The organism is Methyloceanibacter stevinii (assembly GCF_001723355.1).
Taxonomy (GTDB): domain Bacteria; phylum Pseudomonadota; class Alphaproteobacteria; order Rhizobiales; family Methyloligellaceae; genus Methyloceanibacter; species Methyloceanibacter stevinii.
The window spans coordinates 211477-228832 of sequence record NZ_LPWE01000011.1 but is presented as its reverse complement, the minus strand read 5'-3'; the positions used below and the strand labels follow the sequence as shown (position 1 = coordinate 228832).

The following is a 17356-nucleotide window of genomic DNA, read 5'->3' as shown; positions in this document are numbered from 1 at the left end:
GACCTCACTGCAAATGTTCGATGGCGTGCTGGAACGGCTTCGGCAGAGTCGTGGACAGACGAATATCGTCCTCGGCCGCGAAGATGCCCGTCTCTTTCAGCCAACTTTCGAATTCGGGCGCCGGGCGCAAACCGAGCACCTTGCGCACGTAGAGCGCGTCATGGAACGACGTAGTCTGATAGTTGAGCATGATGTCGTCGGAGCCGGGGATGCCCATGATGAAGCTTACGCCCGCGGCGCCCAGCAGCGTCAGCAGCACGTCCATGTCGTTCTGGTCCGCCTCGGCATGGTTCGTGTAGCAGATGTCGCAACCCATCGGCACGCCGAGCAACTTGCCGCAGAAATGGTCCTCCAGTCCGGCCCGCACGATCTGGCGTCCGTCGAAGAGGTATTCGGGACCGATGAAGCCGACCACCGTGTTCACGAGCAGCGGCTTGAACTTCCGCGCGACCGCATAGGCGCGCGCCTCGAGGGTCTGCTGGTCGACGCCATGGTGCGCGTTGGCCGAGAGCGCGCTTCCCTGCCCGGTCTCGAAATACATCACGTTGTCGCCGACCGTTCCGCGCTGAAGGCCAAGCGCCGCCTCGCGCCCTTCCCGCAGCACGGCCAGGTCCACGCCAAAGCTCTTGTTGGCCGCCTCCGTACCGGCGATCGATTGGAACACGAGGTCGAGCGGCGCGCCGCGGTTGATGGCCTCGATGCTGGTCGTCACATGCGTCAGGACGCAAGACTGGGTCGGGATGTCATACCGGCGGATGATTTCGTCGAGCATCTCCACCAGCGTAGTCACTGCGGCGATGCTGTCCGTGGCCGGATTGATTCCGATGACCGCGTCGCCGCAATTCCGCGCTTCTTCGGCGCTGTTTGGTGAGTGTCTGGAGAGAGCCGAAGAGCCCGCGACTAGGTGGCTGTGCTGGTAGTCAGCAGCGAACGTGTCTCCCGAATTCCCTGTTATTCCCTTTGTCGGACGCACCCACATTGGCTCGGCAAACACGCGCAAGTGCCCGGATCTCCGGCTGTTTCTGTCGTCGCCAGATGCCGTCCGCTCAGGGACTGCTCTTATTATCAGGGACTTTCGCAGAAACTCGTTGCCGTTATCCGGTTGTCAATTGCGCTTATCCGGGATCGCGTTGCCCATAAGCGGAGGCCGACTGCCGCTATGAGATTATCGAACATTCCTCATGCGGCTCGACAGTTGAACAATGCGGCCAGCGGATGATGAGAAGCGGTCGAGCATTGCCGGCACGCAGTCCCCTACTGCCCAAGCCGCAGGGTGAACCGCGAGACGGCACGAGACGCTCATCCTCATGTCGCTTCGGTCGCCTAGAAGTACAAGCTCACGAAATCGTGAACCGGCATTTTTGAAGGGTCTTTGAAGGCTTTTGAAGGCCCCTCCTCCGCGAGCCTCAAAAGGGCAGTTTTCGGTCTTTGAGAGCCATTAAAAAAGATCGCATTCAACACGATAGCCGGCATTCCCTTTCTCAACTGCTCAGAGCCCCACGTGGCCAAATACAACTTGCACAACAATTGCGATCGTCACTCACTTTAGGGGTAACCGTGCTGATTCGTGCATGTATTTGGAGTTGCGTAAGTGAGTGTTCCAACTGTTCAGATTGAGCGTAAACCTGTGTCGTCTCTCGCGCCCTATCCGGGCAACGCACGGCGACACTCAAGAAAACAAGTCCGCCAGATTGCCGAAAGCATCAAGCGCTTCGGCTTTACCAACCCGGTTCTGATCGGCGACGACGGGCAGATCATTGCTGGCCATGGACGTGTGGCCGCCGCCAAGGAACTTGGTCTCAAGGACGTTCCCACGTTGAGACTATCCCATCTGTCACCGGCAGAGAGACGAGCATACGTGCTCGCTGACAACAAGCTCGCGCTGAACGCAGGCTGGGACAAAGAGACGTTGGCAATTGAGCTTCAGGCTCTCGTCGATATGGAATTCGATGTCACGCTGACAGGCTTCTCGCTCGCTGAGATCGACCTCTCATTGGACCAAGCGCACGAAGCATCGGCGGCAATATCAGGGTCGGCTCTTGATGAGATACCCGAAGCTCCAACACGACCAACCACTCAAGCAGGCGATCTATGGCTTCTTGGGCGGCATCGCCTCTTGTGCGGTGACGCGCGTTCGAAGGACGACGTCACGCGCCTCATGGATGGGGAGCGTGCGGATCTTATCTTCACCGACCCACCCTACAACGTCGCCATTGACGGGCATGTCTGTGGCCTAGGGTCCGTCCGGCATCGCGAGTTTGCCTTCGCATCCGGCGAAATGACCGAAACCGAGTTCACGTCATTCCTCTGTACAACACTCGGCAATGCTGCCGCGGCCGCAAAGGACGGAGCAATTGCTTTCGTCTGCATGGACTGGCGCCATATGCGCGAAGTTCTCGATGCCGGAAGAGAGGCGTTTTCGGAGCTGAAGAACCTATGCGTTTGGAACAAGACGAACGGTGGCATGGGGACATTCTACCGCTCCAAGCATGAGCTGGTGTTCGTGTTCAAAGTCGGAACGGCGGAGCACACGAACAGCTTTGGTTTGGGAGACACAGGACGATACCGAACCAATGTCTGGGACTATGCGGGTATCAGCAGTCCGACGAAAGGTCGCCTGGATGACCTCGCCATGCATCCAACCGTCAAACCGGTTGCTCTGGTTGCTGATGCGATCCGCGACTGCTCTCGGCGTGGCGAAGTGGTCCTCGATGTCTTCGGAGGCTCTGGGAGCACTCTCATCGCTGCTGAAGCCTGCGGACGGTGTGCCCGGCTCATCGAATACGATCCGGCCTATTGCGATACCATTGTCACACGGTTCGAGGCTTTCACCGGGAAACCAGCAAGGCACGCCCCGATGCGACTAACGTTCGAAGAGGTAAGAGAACACAGGACGCTGGCCAACACTCTCGCAAGCGATGTGAGCGAGGCCAGCCAATGACTGGAAACGCTGCCAAGCCGCAAGCGCAAAGCACTTCAAAGTCGCTTTCTCAAGAGGTCGTCGATCAGGCCAAGAGGACTGCCCTCAACCCTTGTGGATACAAGAACCCCCCGATAGAGCACAGATTCCCAAAGGGCCGATCCGGCAACCCAAAAGGGCGTCCCAAGAAAGTGCCCAAGACCTCCGAATCTACGTCGACCAGTTCGATATTCCTCAAGCAGGTCGAACGGATCGTGACCGTACGGGAAGGAGAGACCATTCGGGAGGCTCCTGCTATTGAGGCTGTCATCCAGTCGCAAGTCGCCTCTGCCTGCAAAGGCAATGCGCTCGCCCAGAAAGACATCATCAACCGACACGAACGCGCTACAGACGAGAAGCGTCAGAGACTCCAAGCTGAGGTCGAAAGATGTGAACACTATATCTCAGGGGCACGCTCCGAGATGGCCGCTGCGGAGAGACTTGGGCAACAGGCGCCTCGCTTGTTCCCGCATCCTGATGACATCTACATCGATCGAGAAACTGGCGTCCGCTTCGTTGGTCCGTTCGATGAGGAGAGTCTCACCCAAGTCGAAGAGACATGTCGGGTTAGGGACATTCTCCTGATGCAGGATGCGCTGGATCAGCGCTCTTGGAACGACCTTGATAGTGATGATCCGCTCGACGGTCCAGGAACGGCATTGCTCTTTGCGCAGATTCTCAACGATGGCCTCCCTGATCGTTTCAAACTCGATGACCCGTCGTTCGTAGGGCGAATGATGCGGCTCGAGTGCATTCCGAAGCGCCAACTCCTCAAAGACGTCTATCGAGGATGGCAATCAATCGGCTTAAGCACTCGACGCGGGCGCCTATTCCCGCCACTGCGGTACGGTAAGACGCTAGTCGCGTTACTGCTTGAGCTGGTGCGGAGAGTCCGGAACGGCTACTTGGACGGCAGCGCCGCGCCCGAAGATATTGAAGCCGATCTTGCCGACCTCATCCTGGAGGGGCTGCACGGCGCACCATGAAGAACCGCAAAGCGCGTTCAGAGGCACTAACAACTCGGCCTCAATCGGGTGGATACACAACCGATTACCGTTGTGGCCAAGACTCAAATCGAAAAAGAAATCGTCCTTGCATTGAGAATTGACGGCTTCGGCGTCTAAACCGGACGCCGTCAACGCGCCCGCCACCGACAGCGTTGCCCTCGCTTTGGTCATAGCGAGCACAACGGTTTGAAACTCACCGACGCGAAGGCACGCAGCTTGTTGTGCAGGTGGAGGCGGAAGGCTGCCTTGGCCGTGCGAAATCTGAGTAGCCCCACCATACGCCGGAGCACCTGCTGCGCCTCGACTCAGCCGTGGGTCTTCAGAGCACAGTCGGGGCAACCCCAATCTGATCAGGCGAGAGCCGTTGGCCAGCTTTTGTCAAAAGCTCCAACATCTGGCCGTCGCTTGGTACACGTGACGGACAGAATGTAACCTTCTACTGCTCTGCCTGGACTTAATTTGGGGGTATGGAGACGGACCGAACAACGTCGCCAATAAGTATTTGGCACTTGATTTCCGCGATTCTTCAACCCGTCCCGTAGCACACAAACGGGCGGGATTGATCGCACTACGAAGTCAGTGCCGCGGCGTCCATGCGACCCTTTTCCTTTTGATTGAGCGGTATCCGAGCGGTTTGGTCTGTGGGGCCATCCAAGGGCTTTGGATCAGGCTTTCCGCGCTCATGGGCTTGGCAAATAGAAACCCCTGGATCAAGTCGAATCCCATCTCCCTCACGGCGTGGAAATCGCCCCACGTTTCGACACCCTCGGCAACCGTGCGCGCACCGTAGCAGTTGGCAAGTTTTACAATGTCGGCGCAAATCGATCTCTTCAAACCATCGTTGGCGCAGCCATCGACAAACTTCCGATCGACCTTGATCTCAACGAAAGGGAACTCCCGCAGGCCACAAAATGAGCCCCACTCTGCGCCGATATCGTCGATCGAGATTCCGATCTTGTGGGCACGAAACTGCTTGGCAAGGCCCCTGATGAAATCCAGGTTGCGTAGGATATCGACGCCATTGGATTCGACCAGAATTCCCTCGAAGGCCGTATGGCCAGGCAGTTTCCTGCAAAGATAGTCCAGTGAGCACGGCGCCTGGAAGAAGGGAACTGGAAGATTGATGGCGAGTTCGATGGCATAGCGCTCGCGAAAGAAGAAGTACCAATCATCGACCGCGCGACTGATGACTGTCTTGGAAACCAATTCCAAGCGGGGATCGCCGTCATCTGCGATGAAATAGGCTGGAGGAACGATCCCCCATTTAGGATGGCGTATGCGGAGAAGCGCCTCAGCACCATGCATTGCGAGAGTACGCACATCTATTTTTGGCTGGTACCACAACTCAAGCCAACCGAAGCGCAGAGCCTCCCGAATGTCCATTGTAGGACCGTCCGAAACCTCGGGCAGGAGCGCAGCAATTCTGCTCCGCAGACGCTCATCATTGAAAGGCATCACAAGTGGTGGCAGGAGACTCAAACCGAGTCCCTCCGCGATCGCCTGTACCTCGTCAATAACGGTGGAAGCGTGCCGAACCAGAGGCAGAACCTTGCCTGAAAAACCCCTGGCGGCGAGCGTCTCGAGCACATCGCCAAACGCCCCTCCGTCTTCCGCCAGTCCGAGCACGATTAGATCCGGAGCGTCTTTGTCCAAGACGGCTTGGAGTTCCAGCGTGTTAACGCACTCGAGAATGTTCAGTCCGAAGCCACTCAAAGCCTCTCTTAGGAACTTTCGGAGATTCGGCTGCCACTCAGCAATGCACACCCGTGGTCTAATGTTAAAAGCGGCTCTGTCATTCATGTCCCCCACTGTTGGAGGCGTTGACCTATTTTCGGTTTCATCAGTAGACATTGCAGGGCCCTAACGCCAAGTGACGAATTCTACCTGTCCAACGACCGGCTCGGAACGCCGTTAGTTGCAAATGATAAGACCTTGGTTCGGAGTCCGCCGTTGTTCGGAATTGAGTGCTATTTTGACAGCTATTATGCGGGCACTGAGCGTCTGCGAACATCACCCGAACAGGTGTCCGAGGCGTTATTGGTTAACTTTGTCTATCGTTCAGAGTGTCGTGCGCCGAACCCTATCCCCGACCACGCGGTAGCACCATCGAGAGTGCGAGACATAGCAGCAAAACACCATCTCGACACAGGAGACGATCGCTACTGTTGCAGACGTTCGCATTAGGGTCATACTGCGCCCACCGGCACGCCAGACGCGCCCGCCAATCCGACATCAAGAATTGCGCAGTTACTTCAGCATGGACGGCACGACGCCCGCACCCAGCCTTACCAGCGCACGCGGATGCCGGCGTCGCCTGTTAGGGCGTAGCTATCTCCGAAGTGATCCAGGCCCGTCTTGACTCCACCCTCGGCGTAAATGCTGAACCGCTCGCCGTCCCAGTTATAGGATCCGCCGAGGCCCAGGCCGCCCCACAGCCGGTCCTGCTCTTGGGACAGCGCCGCAACGCTTAGGCCTTGGACATCCGATACGAGCACTGTGGTGCCGCCCAGGAACTCGTATTCAAGATTCATCAGCCCATAGACATGGGTCCGCCGCAGGCTCCCATCGTCCGATTCCCAGGTCTTCTCCTGATCCAAGGCAACGCCAAGCCGGCCGATCAGACTATCCCCATCCTCCAAGCCAAACCGCGCCGTAAAGTCGTCGCGGTAATCACCGATGGAGAGGGTCGAATATACAAGCTGCGCCTGGGGTGTGAGCGAGACACCGGGCTTTGCCAGCGCGACCCGTTGTCCGCCTTCAAGCGACAACGCATAGCCCGCGTCGTGCTTGTCGGACGCAAGCCGCCCCAGCGCACCCGAGACAAGGTCGCTCTCGTACCAACTGTATTGAAACTGGCCGTCGAGATAGAAACCAGTCTGATCGTACCAGGTCAGCGTGGTGCCGACGCCATAGCCCTCCGTATCGATACTGTCTTCGCGCGGCTGCACGCTCTTCGACTTCGCATTGCCATTGGCATAGTGGCCCGTCACTCCCGCGATGAGCCTCGACCCGTTTTCCTGCGTGTAGACGGGTACATCGATGCCGCCCTGCATGCCCAGAATATCAATATCGCTTTCGATCACACCAGCCGTGCTGTAGCGCGGCTTCAGCTTTGAATCGCTGCCGACAATTCGGGCCCAGACGCCCTGCCCTTGCGCAAAGGAGGGCGACCCGGCAGGCCCGGGCTCATCCCCCACCGCGAACGGCATTTGCGACCCCGGCTGCGGCTGCGACACGCCACCGGCGCCCAGCCCTGACCAGTAACGGTTGCCCACGCGCTGTTGCAGCGTCGGCAAGCCGTTCATCGCCAGAAGCACTTGCGGGTAGTTCTCGTACACACTCGTCACCGGCGAGAAGCCCCCTTGCGCGCCATCCGGAACTTCCGGCATGACGCTTTGCGGTATCTCCACGTTCCGCAGGTACCAGTCGCCGCCAACTTGGTACAACCCATAGGCAAAGGCGCCCGCCACGACGGCCTCCTTACCGTCCCGCAGATGGTAGTCGCCATCGATCAGAACGAAGTCTCCATTCGAAGCTCCATCGACATCCACGATCTTGATGCCTTGCTTCGTCCGTATACCAGGGCCGTTTGTGTTGAAGACCCGCACAAAAGACGTGCCCGCGGCGGTGGAGCCCACGATCAACCGGTCTGTGGCCGAACTGTCGCCACCGAGAAACGTGTCGAAATTGACCTGACCGTCTTGACCGGCATATTCGCCCGAGATTGTGATGCGGTCGCCCGCCATAGGCCCGCCGCCGCCCGTCTGCCCATCGGCCATAGTTAGCAGGCCCGCATTCTCGAAGCGCTCGAGATTGTCGAACACCGCCTCTTCGACTCCGCCGCTGCCCGGCACCGTGGCAAGTGCGACCGTACCGGTATTGGTGAAGAGATCCGTGCCCCCGCCGAAATCCGACGTGGCCACGCCTATCGTGTCGCGCATGCCGTCGCCCGTCGTGTCGGCCCAGTTGCGGACGTTCCAGCGCCCCGAGTTGGCGAAGCTATCGTCACCACCGGCAAGATCGACAAAACCCGTCAAGATGCCAGCGGACGTAATGTCCGTCGGACTGTTGAAGCTTCCCAATATGGCCCGGTCGGAAAGAGCGCCAACGCTGCTGCTGCTGGCAATATTGACGGTTGATCCGGCAAAGCCGCGCGCTTCAATACCAGCCGCCGTGTCCCAGCCGCCAGAAACGAGCCCGGCAACACTGATCGCGGCAGTGCCGAGAGCCTCGGCACGAACGCCCGCGGAATTTTGGCCGCTCGCCTCAGCGGTGCCCGACGCCGCTTGCGTAATGCTGGCGTTCGCTGCCGATGCAGCCGCGTATAGGGCATGGGAATCCGCACCCGTCGTGCTGGTACTGCCTCCGGACTGGTTTGTTGTCGCGTTACCCAGTCCCGAAAAGGCGAGCAACCCATGGGAGGCCGCGTCACCCGCGGTCTGGATCGTGCCGTCCGATTGCTCAGCCCGTGCATCTCCACCGAGATTTGCTTGAGCAAGAACACCAGTTGACCCATCCCCGGTCGTCGTAACCTGACCGCCAGATAGAGTCGCTGTTGCATCACCCCCACCAAACGGCTGAACCAGCGCGACGAGGCCCTCGGAATCCTCACCGCCGGTCGTGACACTGCCCCCACTCATGGTGATGGTCGCAGCACCCGTTCCCCCGTTGATGAGCGCATACGCCCCTTCTGCACTATCTCCAGTCGTCTCGATCGAACCTTGAAGAAACTCGATATCGGCGTTGCCCGCATTGGCGCGCGACTGGATGCCATGAGCGTCGTCGCCTTGGGTCGAAATGCTCGCACCGGCCGTGTTCAACCGAACGAATGAGTCAAATGACAGCGAACCTGTCCCGCCAGCGGGGTCGATGAAGATCTTTGCGCCTCTGTCGGCAAGAAGGCCCTTTGCATCGGCGCCTGTAGTGACGATGCTAACTTGGCTGCCGTCGATGACAACGGTGGCACGCCGATCTGCGGCTATTCCATCGTCGACTGTGTTCGCCGTGAAATCATGTAAGGTGATAAGTGAGTTGGTAAAGACGCTCCGTATGCCGCGTCCGAGGGATGTAATGTCGATGAGACCGGTGCTGACCACTTGGCCGCCAACAGATCCGATACCGGCTTCCCCTGCCGGCGCTGTAAGGGTGACGCTCGGCTGCGTGAAGGTCAGTAGGGACCCCGGGTCATTGGAGAACGTAGCGTCGTCAGTGGCTGACGAGTAGTTCGAGAAACTTGCAGTACAATTCGACCCCCCCGTCGCAGAGGCCGTGCCGCCATTTACATCCGTGCAAGCAGCAAGTGCCGATTTGGGCACGATCAAAATGGAGAGCACCGCGTATCCCACTGCAAGACAGAACAGCGAGCATCTGCACCAACGGGCCGAAGGCACTCTAGATGTCCTGAGCGTTTTCCCCGAGTACCAGTCCACCGCCAGCTTTCTTAGACGACCAACAAAGCGTGATGTAGACGCAGCCCCGCAAGTCTCGTGGTGTCCCAAGGCCCCAATCATTCTCCCCCCCCTTCGCTGAGCAGGCCCTGCGTAAAGCTTCATGCCATCGCCTTTACGGACACTAGTCTTTATACTGACTAGTTAGGCATTTGCCCCGGGCAAACTCGAGTGACATCGCTTCTCAAACGCGACTCAAACGGCACGGCGTTCCTGAGAACGAATAGCTGCAACGTATGGTGGTTACCGAGGACGGTACATCACCAGAACAGGGGAAGTGCCGCTCCAACAACAGGTGGCAACAGAGGGCGGTGGAACGGGAGTCGCCGCACGCGACGGGCATGCGATCCTCAGACGCTCATATCGAAAAAGATGAAAAACTTATCGCTTGGAGGAAGCGGCAATCAGCCGTGTGTCATTCATCGTCGGGGCCGTCGATCTGACACGCCAAGCAAACAGGTGGAATTGTCGCAAGAACCTGCCTCACAAGAGCGGCACGGGAACCAACGCCAACCTTTTGATAGACAGCTCGAACCTGTGACTTGACTGTCTCAACAGAGACGTACCGAGCCCTAGCAATCCCAGAGAGCGTGAGGCCATCAATCAGCAGATTGCAGACCTCGGCCTCCGAAGCGGTCAATCCATACAACAGAGCTGTTGCACGACGGGATACGGGAGGGACACTTTCAGGATCCACGATCCAGATCATGGCACGAGTAAGCTCGTCGCCTGAGGTGGCCCTTGGCGTCGCTAATGGCAACGCCTCGATCAAGAATGGCGCCCCTCGTGAAGGACGTGCAACGCGAAAACATCTCAAGGAGGTCTGGCCCCTTGCTGATGGGCCGTGATCGTCAAAAATCGCCCAGAAAGCGTCGGGGGCGGAGCTGGAAGGCCCAATAACCAATCGTTCGTTTGTTCGCGTTAAGCCGTCATCGAGGGCGAAAATCCGACGTGCTTCTTCATTCTCGATGATGACGCGTCCGCTCGGATCAACGACGCAGATCCCAATAGCCATGTGATCCAAGGCAGCAAGGGAAACTCTGTACATTTCCTCTTGCAGGGGAGACAAGCGGCTATACTCAACGATACGGGCGAGCACGGGCAAGAGCACCGAACGGCAATGCATGCTCTTCGTTGGGGCCTCAAGAGTTTCATTTGAAAAATGGACAACGGCGATGTCCAACGAGGTTGGGTGGTCGTTCAAAATTGCGGCTGCTGACCGGACGTGCGCTGTCGCCGGACGCTGAGCCAAATAGCAGCTCCGACTTCCGACCGCTTCGAGACAGGGCCACACATCAACATCCGAAACGAACGTGAAACGTGGTTCCGTTGTCAGATCAAATCTGTGAGCGCTACGCTCCCTTTGGCTAGAGCCCGACTTATCCCAGGCGTCCCGTCGAGCCCGGGATTCCGCCACGACGCGAAGCACATCTCCTTGCTTGTTTGTGCTCAGAATGTATCCGGATACCCCACCAATAGACGTGATGGCCGCCGTTAATGCGTCGGAGATGGTTCCGCCATTTAGAATAATCCCATAGAGATCCGGAAGCGCGCTTTCGCTGCCACGGTCATTAGATCTGCCTCCCTGTGCCAATGAGCCGCCGTCCTTTGCCATCCCGCTAAACATCCAACAATGACAAATCGAACACCTGCTGAAATCAACTTTTAGTTTCAGGCTGCGGAGCCAGCGGATATTTGGCAATCCCCCATAGAGGCTACAAATCGACGAAGGCCGACAGCCCCGCTTGTTCAAGGCCAAATTCGGCGCGACTGCTCGACACTGCTCCCAAACGACTCGCCGAGCTGTTGCGAGTTTTAGCCTGTAGTTGGCGCCTCATGGGTCGAAAACTAGAAAGGCAACGGACTCGGGGCGATCGCCTCCAGCTACAGGGCCGTGGCGTACGTGAGGGGATATCCCGGGAGCGCGTGACCTGTAGTTGGCGCCTTATGGGTCAAAACCAGAAAGCCAATGGACGCGGGACGATAGCCTCCGGCTACAGGTCTGTGGCGTACCCGGGATGTCGTGTGGGGATGTCCCAGGAGCGCTTGAAAACGGAACTGTGTTATGTCCATGCGCGCCAGCTGTTCGAAGCAGTCCCTCTCCCGACGGCAATAAACGATTTCCAACAGACTCCGCTTTTCGAAGCTTTCGTTGATTGGCCCTAAACGCGTAGGTCTGGACCGTAAGCCTCGGCGACCAGGGCACTACTTTCTCTTCATCCCTGCAGAAACAATTGGCTCAAATGCTCATTGCCAACGCCGCCTGTCACCCTGAGGTTTGGCGTGTAATGGATCTATGGATTCTGTCGGCACGCCGCTAACCTTCCAAAAATAGTCAAATCAAGGGAGACGGGAGCCGTTTGGAAATTCGCGCCGAAGCACAAACCTAATCGGCGCATCCGCCAGACTGATCATCATGTTCCCAAAACGCCAAGACGTCCCGGTGAATGCGAAAGTGACCAATCCCCGGTCTAACGGAGTTCCGCCTACGCGGAAGCGGCACGAAGTCTTTCCGCATTGGGTCTCATAGCTCACCACCGTGCAGCAGTTTCGTTTGATAGTGGACCTACACCGTGAACCCGCATGACCGACTAGGACAAAGCATCCAAAACACTGACGACCAAGTGCGTACGGTCCTTTCGGCGATGGCTATGGAACTGAAGGAAGGGCGCGTCAGCATCCACGGCACAGCCGCTCGCCTTGGCGTTAGTCCCCGGACCTTACAGCGCCGTCTACAGAGCAATGGCCTGAACTATCGCAATCTTGTGGAATTGGTTCGCAGAAAGTACGCTTTTCTGCTGCTCCGCAGAACTAGCCTGACAATTACTGAGATCGCGATGGAGCTCGGCTACTCGGAACACGCAAACTTCGCACGCGCATTCCGACGTTGGACCGGGCATTCACCCAAGCTGTATCGGCAGCAGATCCAAGCTGTTGCACGAGGTGCGTCTCGCCCGATCACCAATGGCGTTGCTAGCGCTTCTCAAGCTACGGCTTGATGCCAGTGGCCGCGTTGGCGGACAAGGCGGACGACATCGGATCACGCGTCATCCTCCTCGTCGTGCTCGATTGCTACCTTGAGCGCAGCGATGAACCCGGGCCGGCATCGTGAGACTCAGAATTTTACCGCCGCTCGGAACTCGGTAGGCGATAGGCCCGTGATTTTGCGAAAGGCACGCGCGAAATGCGCTGGCGAGGAATAGCCTAGATCGGCCGCAATTTCAGTGACCGACAGCGTTGTCTCGGCAAGCAGATTGCGAGCACGTCGGAGCCGGACTGCTCCCGTAAGGTCGCGGAAGCTCGTCCCATCCCGGTTCAAATCGCGTTGCAGGCTCCTGACGCTCGTGTCCAATGTGAGAGCCACCCTTTCGATCGACACGCTCCCTGAGAACAACTGAAGACGAACCTGTTCCATAACGACGCCGAGCAAATCAGCAGAACTCAGCATTCCGCGCGATTGCGCGAGGTCGCAAACCGTAAGACGCCTCCCGCTGCTACTGTCCGTCTTGCGCGCGGACAGATGGTAGGTCTCTAGCCAGACCGCAGGCGAGGCGGCGTCGAATACGACCGGACATCCCAGAGTCTCCTCGTAGTGCCATGATCGGGCGGGCCGCGGAATGTCCAGTTCGATGCGTACTGGCGCCCATTGCCTCGTAAGGTAGGCGCGGCAGAAGCTCAAGAGGACGCCAAGTATCCCACAGGCCACATGCGAATATCCCGGCTTCCCTTTTGCGGCGCTTCGATAGGCGATCCTGGCCATCTCTCCCTCGACGCAAAACTCGAAACGATCGCCAATGCTGTGAAAGCGGAGACTCCGGACCACACGCTTCGCCGCAGCCTGCAGTGTGGTGGCGCCTAGGACATACTCGCCCCAACATCCGTAGTTCTCGATTGAGAGATGCGGTGCCAACAGAAGGCCATAGTCTGAATGACCGGTCTGCCGCTCGATCGACTCAGCAAACCGGCACATAACCGCATGGGGGATGAAGCTGTTGTGATCAGTTACTACATTCAGGTCGAGGAGCGCGTCGCGATTCGCCCTGTTCAGCACCCTGACTCCGAAGCTCTCGCGCACGAATTCGGGAATTCCTGCCACGGCCGTTGCTGAGACGACCGGATAGTGCCGGGACAAATCGACTCCCGGAGCGGGCTTCGGCACAAAACGGTTCTCGAGCACCATCAGTATCCAAATCCCTTTCGGAGCGTCATGTTCGTCTGAGGCGTCGCACTGTGCCTGTTTGGACTCAAATGGGCAACGTCAACGTGTATTGGGCGCCGATCTCTGGAACGAAACAGTCGGCGCGAATGCACGCTTCGAGCGCCTGCCACCACTCGGAGGATTGGCGTGAAATGGCTCTATGGATTCGTTGAGCCGACCGCTAACCTTTCGAAAACAATCAGTTTAAGCACGTCGGATTCCGTTGGGGAACCACGGCCGTGGCAGTGAGAGAACCTGCCCACCCGTTTGACCGGTAAAGCGCGAAGACGGCCCGTTGAATGCGAAGGCGACCTGTCAGATGAGGTTCTCCCGATGCGTATCGGCTCGCGAGCTTTCCCCGCTATGCGGCATGGTTCGCCGCAATCTCGTTTGATGAAGGAGGATTCGAAAGTGCCGAGAATGAAGAGAAACCGAGCCTTGGTAGGTCTCGGTTTGGCTGCATTGCTTCTGTCTACATCGGTGGCCGCACAAGAGTCTTTGCCATTTCCTCCGAGACCTTCGGGCAGCACGGCGGGTCCAACGATTGCGGAATCGACCTATAGTCCCCTGCCTCCGGAATCGCATCTGCCGGAGGACGCCCCCAACATCATCATCATCATGCTCGATGACGTCGGCCCGGCGCTGCCCGAAACGTTCGGTGGAGTGATCCATACGCCGACGTTGGACGCGCTTGTCGACAAGGGGATCGCCTACTCTCGCTTCCACAACGCCGCAATGTGCTCGCCGACTCGGGCGTCGCTTCTGACAGGACGCAACCATCACCGTGTCGGATACGGGCAGATCTCCGAGCTCGCGAATGATTGGGACGGCTATTCGGGGATGATCCCCCGGACCTCCGCCACGGTTGCCCGAGTGTTGGGAGACTATGGTTATGCGACAGCGGCTTTCGGCAAATGGCATAACACGCCAGCCAACGAAACGACGGCCGTCGGTCCTTATACCAACTGGCCAGTCGGCGAGGGCATTGGCTTTGATTACTTCTACGGGTTCCTGGCGGGCGAAACCTCTCAATGGGAACCGGCGGTGGTCGAAAACACCGTCCGTCTCGATCCCTCCCACGGGAAGGCCGACTATCACTTCACGGAAGACATGACGGACAAGGCCGTGACCTGGATGCGGCAGGTGCATGCGCTGCAGCCGGACAAGCCCTTCCTGCTGTATTGGGCACCGGGAGCGTCCCACGGCCCGCACCACATCTTCAAAGAGTGGGCGGACAAGTATGCCGGCAAATTCGACGCTGGATGGGACCAGATGCGAGATGAGATCTTCGCCAGGCAGAAGAAGCTCGGTTGGATTCCCGAGAACACCGACCTGACTCCGCGCCCCGATACGCTGGCCGCGTGGTCGGACGTGCCGGAGGACCAGCGCGCGTTCCAGCTACGTCTGATGGAGGTCTTCGCCGGCTACACCGAGCACGCAGACACACAGGCAGGCCGCCTTCTGGAAACGCTTGAGGACCTTGGCATACGCGAAAACACACTGATCTTCTACGTCTGGGGCGACAATGGTTCCAGCGCGGAAGGGCAAAACGGCACGATCAGCGAGCTCTTGGCACAGAATGGCATCGAGACCGAAATCAAGGACCACATTGAGACCATGAACGAGCTTGGCGGGCTGGACGTACTTGGCTCTCCGAAAGTCGACAACATGTACCACGCCGGTTGGGCTTGGGCAGGATCCACGCCTTACCGTTCAACCAAGCTAATCGCTGCGCACTTCGGGGGCACGCGCACACCGATGGTCGTATCGTGGCCAAACCACATCACGGCGGACAAGACGCCGCGCGCCCAGTTCCATCACGTCAACGATATCGTACCCACGATCTACGATGTCCTAGATATCACGCCTCCTACGACGGTTGATGGCATCAGCCAGGATCCCATGGACGGAATCAGTATGACGTATACGTTCGATTCGCCAACCGCCGAGGGTCGGAAACCGGGCCAGTATTTCGAGGTGATGGGTAGCCGCGCGTATTACAAAGAGGATTGGATCGCGTCGGTTTTCGGTCCCCGCGTTCCGTGGGTCCCGGGTGTCGATCCCGCGATATTCAACTGGTCTCCGGACGAGGACGTGTGGGAGCTCCACAACCTACGTGAGGACCATTCACAGGCCCACAACATCGCGGCAGACAACCCCGAAAAGGTCCATGAACTAAAGGAGGCGTTTGGAGTCGACGCGAAGGACAACAACGTCTGGCCGGTTGGCGGAGGGTTGTGGTCTGTCGTGTTCCACCCAGAGGACGCGCCCTCGAATCCAGCGACCGAGTTCGACTACACGCAGGACGTGGTCGCTGTCCCCGAGTTCACGGCTCCGAAGGTTGGCACACGCAATAACGTCGTCACCATAGAGGTGGACCTGCAAGAGGATTCCTCAGGCGTCCTCTACGCTCTAGGCGGCTTTTCCGCCGGGCTTGCGCTATGGGTCGATCAAGGCAAGCTGACCTACGAGTACAACCTGTTCGAAATTGAGCGCACGCGGATCACCACCACCGAGCCGTTTCCGACTGGCAAGGTCACGATCGAGATCGAAACCAAAAAGGCCGGCGACGGACGCGCTGCTCCGCTCAACGTCAGCATTCGCATTAACGGCACAAAGGTGGCCGAAGGCACCGTTCCTCGTTCCGCGACGCTCGGGTTTACTGCGAATGATGCATTTGATGTCGGACGGGACAGCTACTCGCCGGTCTCGGAGGCGTATTTCGACAGGAAGCCGTTTGCCTTCAATGGCGTGATTGACCGTTTGAACGTGAAGTACCTGCAGTAGGGAAACACTCGTCTTCGTACGGTTCAGCATGGCGGTGAGCGCCTGGCTGCCAGAGTTCTCCTGGTTGACAAACGACGGGGCCGGACTACCCGGCCGGCCCCAACCTATCTGGTGGATCCCTGCTGCCGTTCCCAAAGTCAGTAACGATTTGGTCGATCTCGACCGACTCGAAGGCAGTGATTGAGATGTCCAGATTCTCCTCGATCAGGAGATCGGTGAGTTCAGGGAACTCTGCGGCTAGCCGTTCGCGATCCCACCCCGCATTTTGTGCAATCTTGTTGTCGGCGATGAGAAGCGCGCGTTTCTTCGCGTCACTCAAACCGTCCAGAATGATTGCCGGCGCCTCCTGAGGCCGAGTATCTTGGCCGCCTCCAAGCGCCCATGGCCGGCAATGATCATCCCATTGTCATCGGTGAGAATAGGCATAACGAAGCCGAATGCCGCGATGCTGTCAGCAATTTCCCGGATTTGCTTCTTGGAATGGGTTCGCGCGTTGCGCGGATTGGGCTTGAACGTGCTCAGGGGCACAGATTGGATTGTCGGCATGATGTCCTCCATCACGCTTGGGCGAAGACGCACCAGTGACGTCGCCCCAAGCAGGGTTCAAAAATTCAGTTCTGAAGGATTCAGGCCTTAACTCTTGGCCGCTGAGCGCTCTGCGATCTCAGTGACCTTGCCGATCGCCTCTGACGATCAGGAATTCGCGGACGCTGGCTCTGCCTTGTCCGTGGCAGGCTCTGCCCACCCAGCCAAAGGCCGGTTCGGAGTGCAGCGGAACGTTGCTCTAGCTGCAGCCTGGGCTCCGCCCATTCGTACCGATTCGGCCTGCCAACTAGAATGATGTTCCCCTCGTTCAAGTCAAGAGGCCTCACTCTTCGGACGTCAGTGCCGGATTTCGCTGGACTTCTCTGCCAAAGAGAGCGTGCATGCAGGCAGCGAGTACCTCGCCTCCGTCGTC

Annotated in this window: 11 protein-coding genes and 1 pseudogene; 4 read left to right on the top strand and 8 right to left on the bottom strand. The window is 58.3% G+C overall.

All coding sequences use genetic code 11. The annotated features are described in order from the left end of the window. Positions 1–4: 4 nt before the first annotated feature. Positions 5–841 (bottom strand): annotated as a pseudogene (gene eutB, locus AUC70_RS07785) (ethanolamine ammonia-lyase subunit EutB); the annotation flags it as partial. Positions 842–1591: 750 nt separating this feature from the next. Here eutB and AUC70_RS07775 point away from each other — a divergent pair. Beyond that, positions 1592–2941, top strand: a complete 1350-nt coding sequence (locus tag AUC70_RS07775; protein ID WP_193427314.1) for a site-specific DNA-methyltransferase — start codon at positions 1592–1594, stop codon at positions 2939–2941. Beyond that, entirely contained in the window at positions 2938–3945 is a 1008-nt protein-coding gene (locus tag AUC70_RS16750; protein WP_141702020.1) for a DUF5681 domain-containing protein, read from the top strand. Before AUC70_RS07775 ends, AUC70_RS16750 begins: the two co-directional genes overlap by 4 nt. Here AUC70_RS16750 and AUC70_RS18835 read toward each other — a convergent pair. The 4 genes from AUC70_RS18835 to AUC70_RS17120 all read right to left on the bottom strand — a co-directional run bounded on the left by AUC70_RS18835 (position 3826) and on the right by AUC70_RS17120 (position 10596). Further along, positions 3826–4137, bottom strand: a complete 312-nt coding sequence (locus AUC70_RS18835) for a DUF6925 family protein (RefSeq protein WP_069444319.1) — start codon at positions 4135–4137, stop codon at positions 3826–3828. The two genes, AUC70_RS16750 and AUC70_RS18835, sit on opposite strands and share 120 nt — an antisense overlap. Before the next feature lie 405 nt (positions 4138–4542). Continuing rightward, positions 4543–5679, bottom strand: a complete 1137-nt coding sequence (locus AUC70_RS07760; protein ID WP_158007403.1) for an EAL domain-containing protein — start codon at positions 5677–5679, stop codon at positions 4543–4545. Positions 5680–6251: 572 nt separating this feature from the next. Then, complete coding sequence (locus AUC70_RS07755; RefSeq protein ID WP_069444317.1) at positions 6252–9062, bottom strand: autotransporter family protein; 2811 nt, start codon at positions 9060–9062, stop codon at positions 6252–6254. A 766-nt stretch (positions 9063–9828) separates the two neighbouring features. Then, positions 9829–10596, bottom strand: a complete 768-nt coding sequence (locus AUC70_RS17120; protein WP_158007402.1) for a helix-turn-helix transcriptional regulator — start codon at positions 10594–10596, stop codon at positions 9829–9831. 1462 nt (positions 10597–12058) lie between these two features. On the opposite strand from AUC70_RS17120, the gene AUC70_RS18830 reads away from it, so the two are divergent. Next, complete coding sequence (locus AUC70_RS18830) at positions 12059–12412, top strand: helix-turn-helix transcriptional regulator (protein WP_083241389.1); 354 nt, start codon at positions 12059–12061, stop codon at positions 12410–12412. A gap of 116 nt (positions 12413–12528) precedes the next feature. Here the strand turns inward: AUC70_RS18830 and AUC70_RS07750 are convergent, their stop codons facing one another. Beyond that, complete coding sequence (locus tag AUC70_RS07750) at positions 12529–13593, bottom strand: helix-turn-helix domain-containing protein (protein ID WP_083241388.1); 1065 nt, start codon at positions 13591–13593, stop codon at positions 12529–12531. A gap of 438 nt (positions 13594–14031) precedes the next feature. On the opposite strand from AUC70_RS07750, the gene AUC70_RS07745 reads away from it, so the two are divergent. Then, the gene (locus AUC70_RS07745; RefSeq protein WP_083241450.1) at positions 14032–16398 is read left to right on the top strand and encodes an arylsulfatase; all 2367 of its coding nucleotides are present in this window, start codon (positions 14032–14034) and stop codon (positions 16396–16398) included. Between the two features lie 85 nt (positions 16399–16483). Here AUC70_RS07745 and AUC70_RS07740 read toward each other — a convergent pair whose 3' ends face one another. Further along, positions 16484–16717: a ParB N-terminal domain-containing protein gene (locus AUC70_RS07740; protein ID WP_069444316.1), complete on the bottom strand. Its 234-nt coding sequence runs from the start codon at positions 16715–16717 to the stop codon at positions 16484–16486. Next, positions 16714–16944, bottom strand: a complete 231-nt coding sequence (locus AUC70_RS07735; protein WP_158007400.1) for a ParB/Srx family N-terminal domain-containing protein — start codon at positions 16942–16944, stop codon at positions 16714–16716. The genes AUC70_RS07740 and AUC70_RS07735 overlap by 4 nt, the downstream gene beginning before the upstream one ends. Positions 16945–17356: the final 412 nt, after the last annotated feature.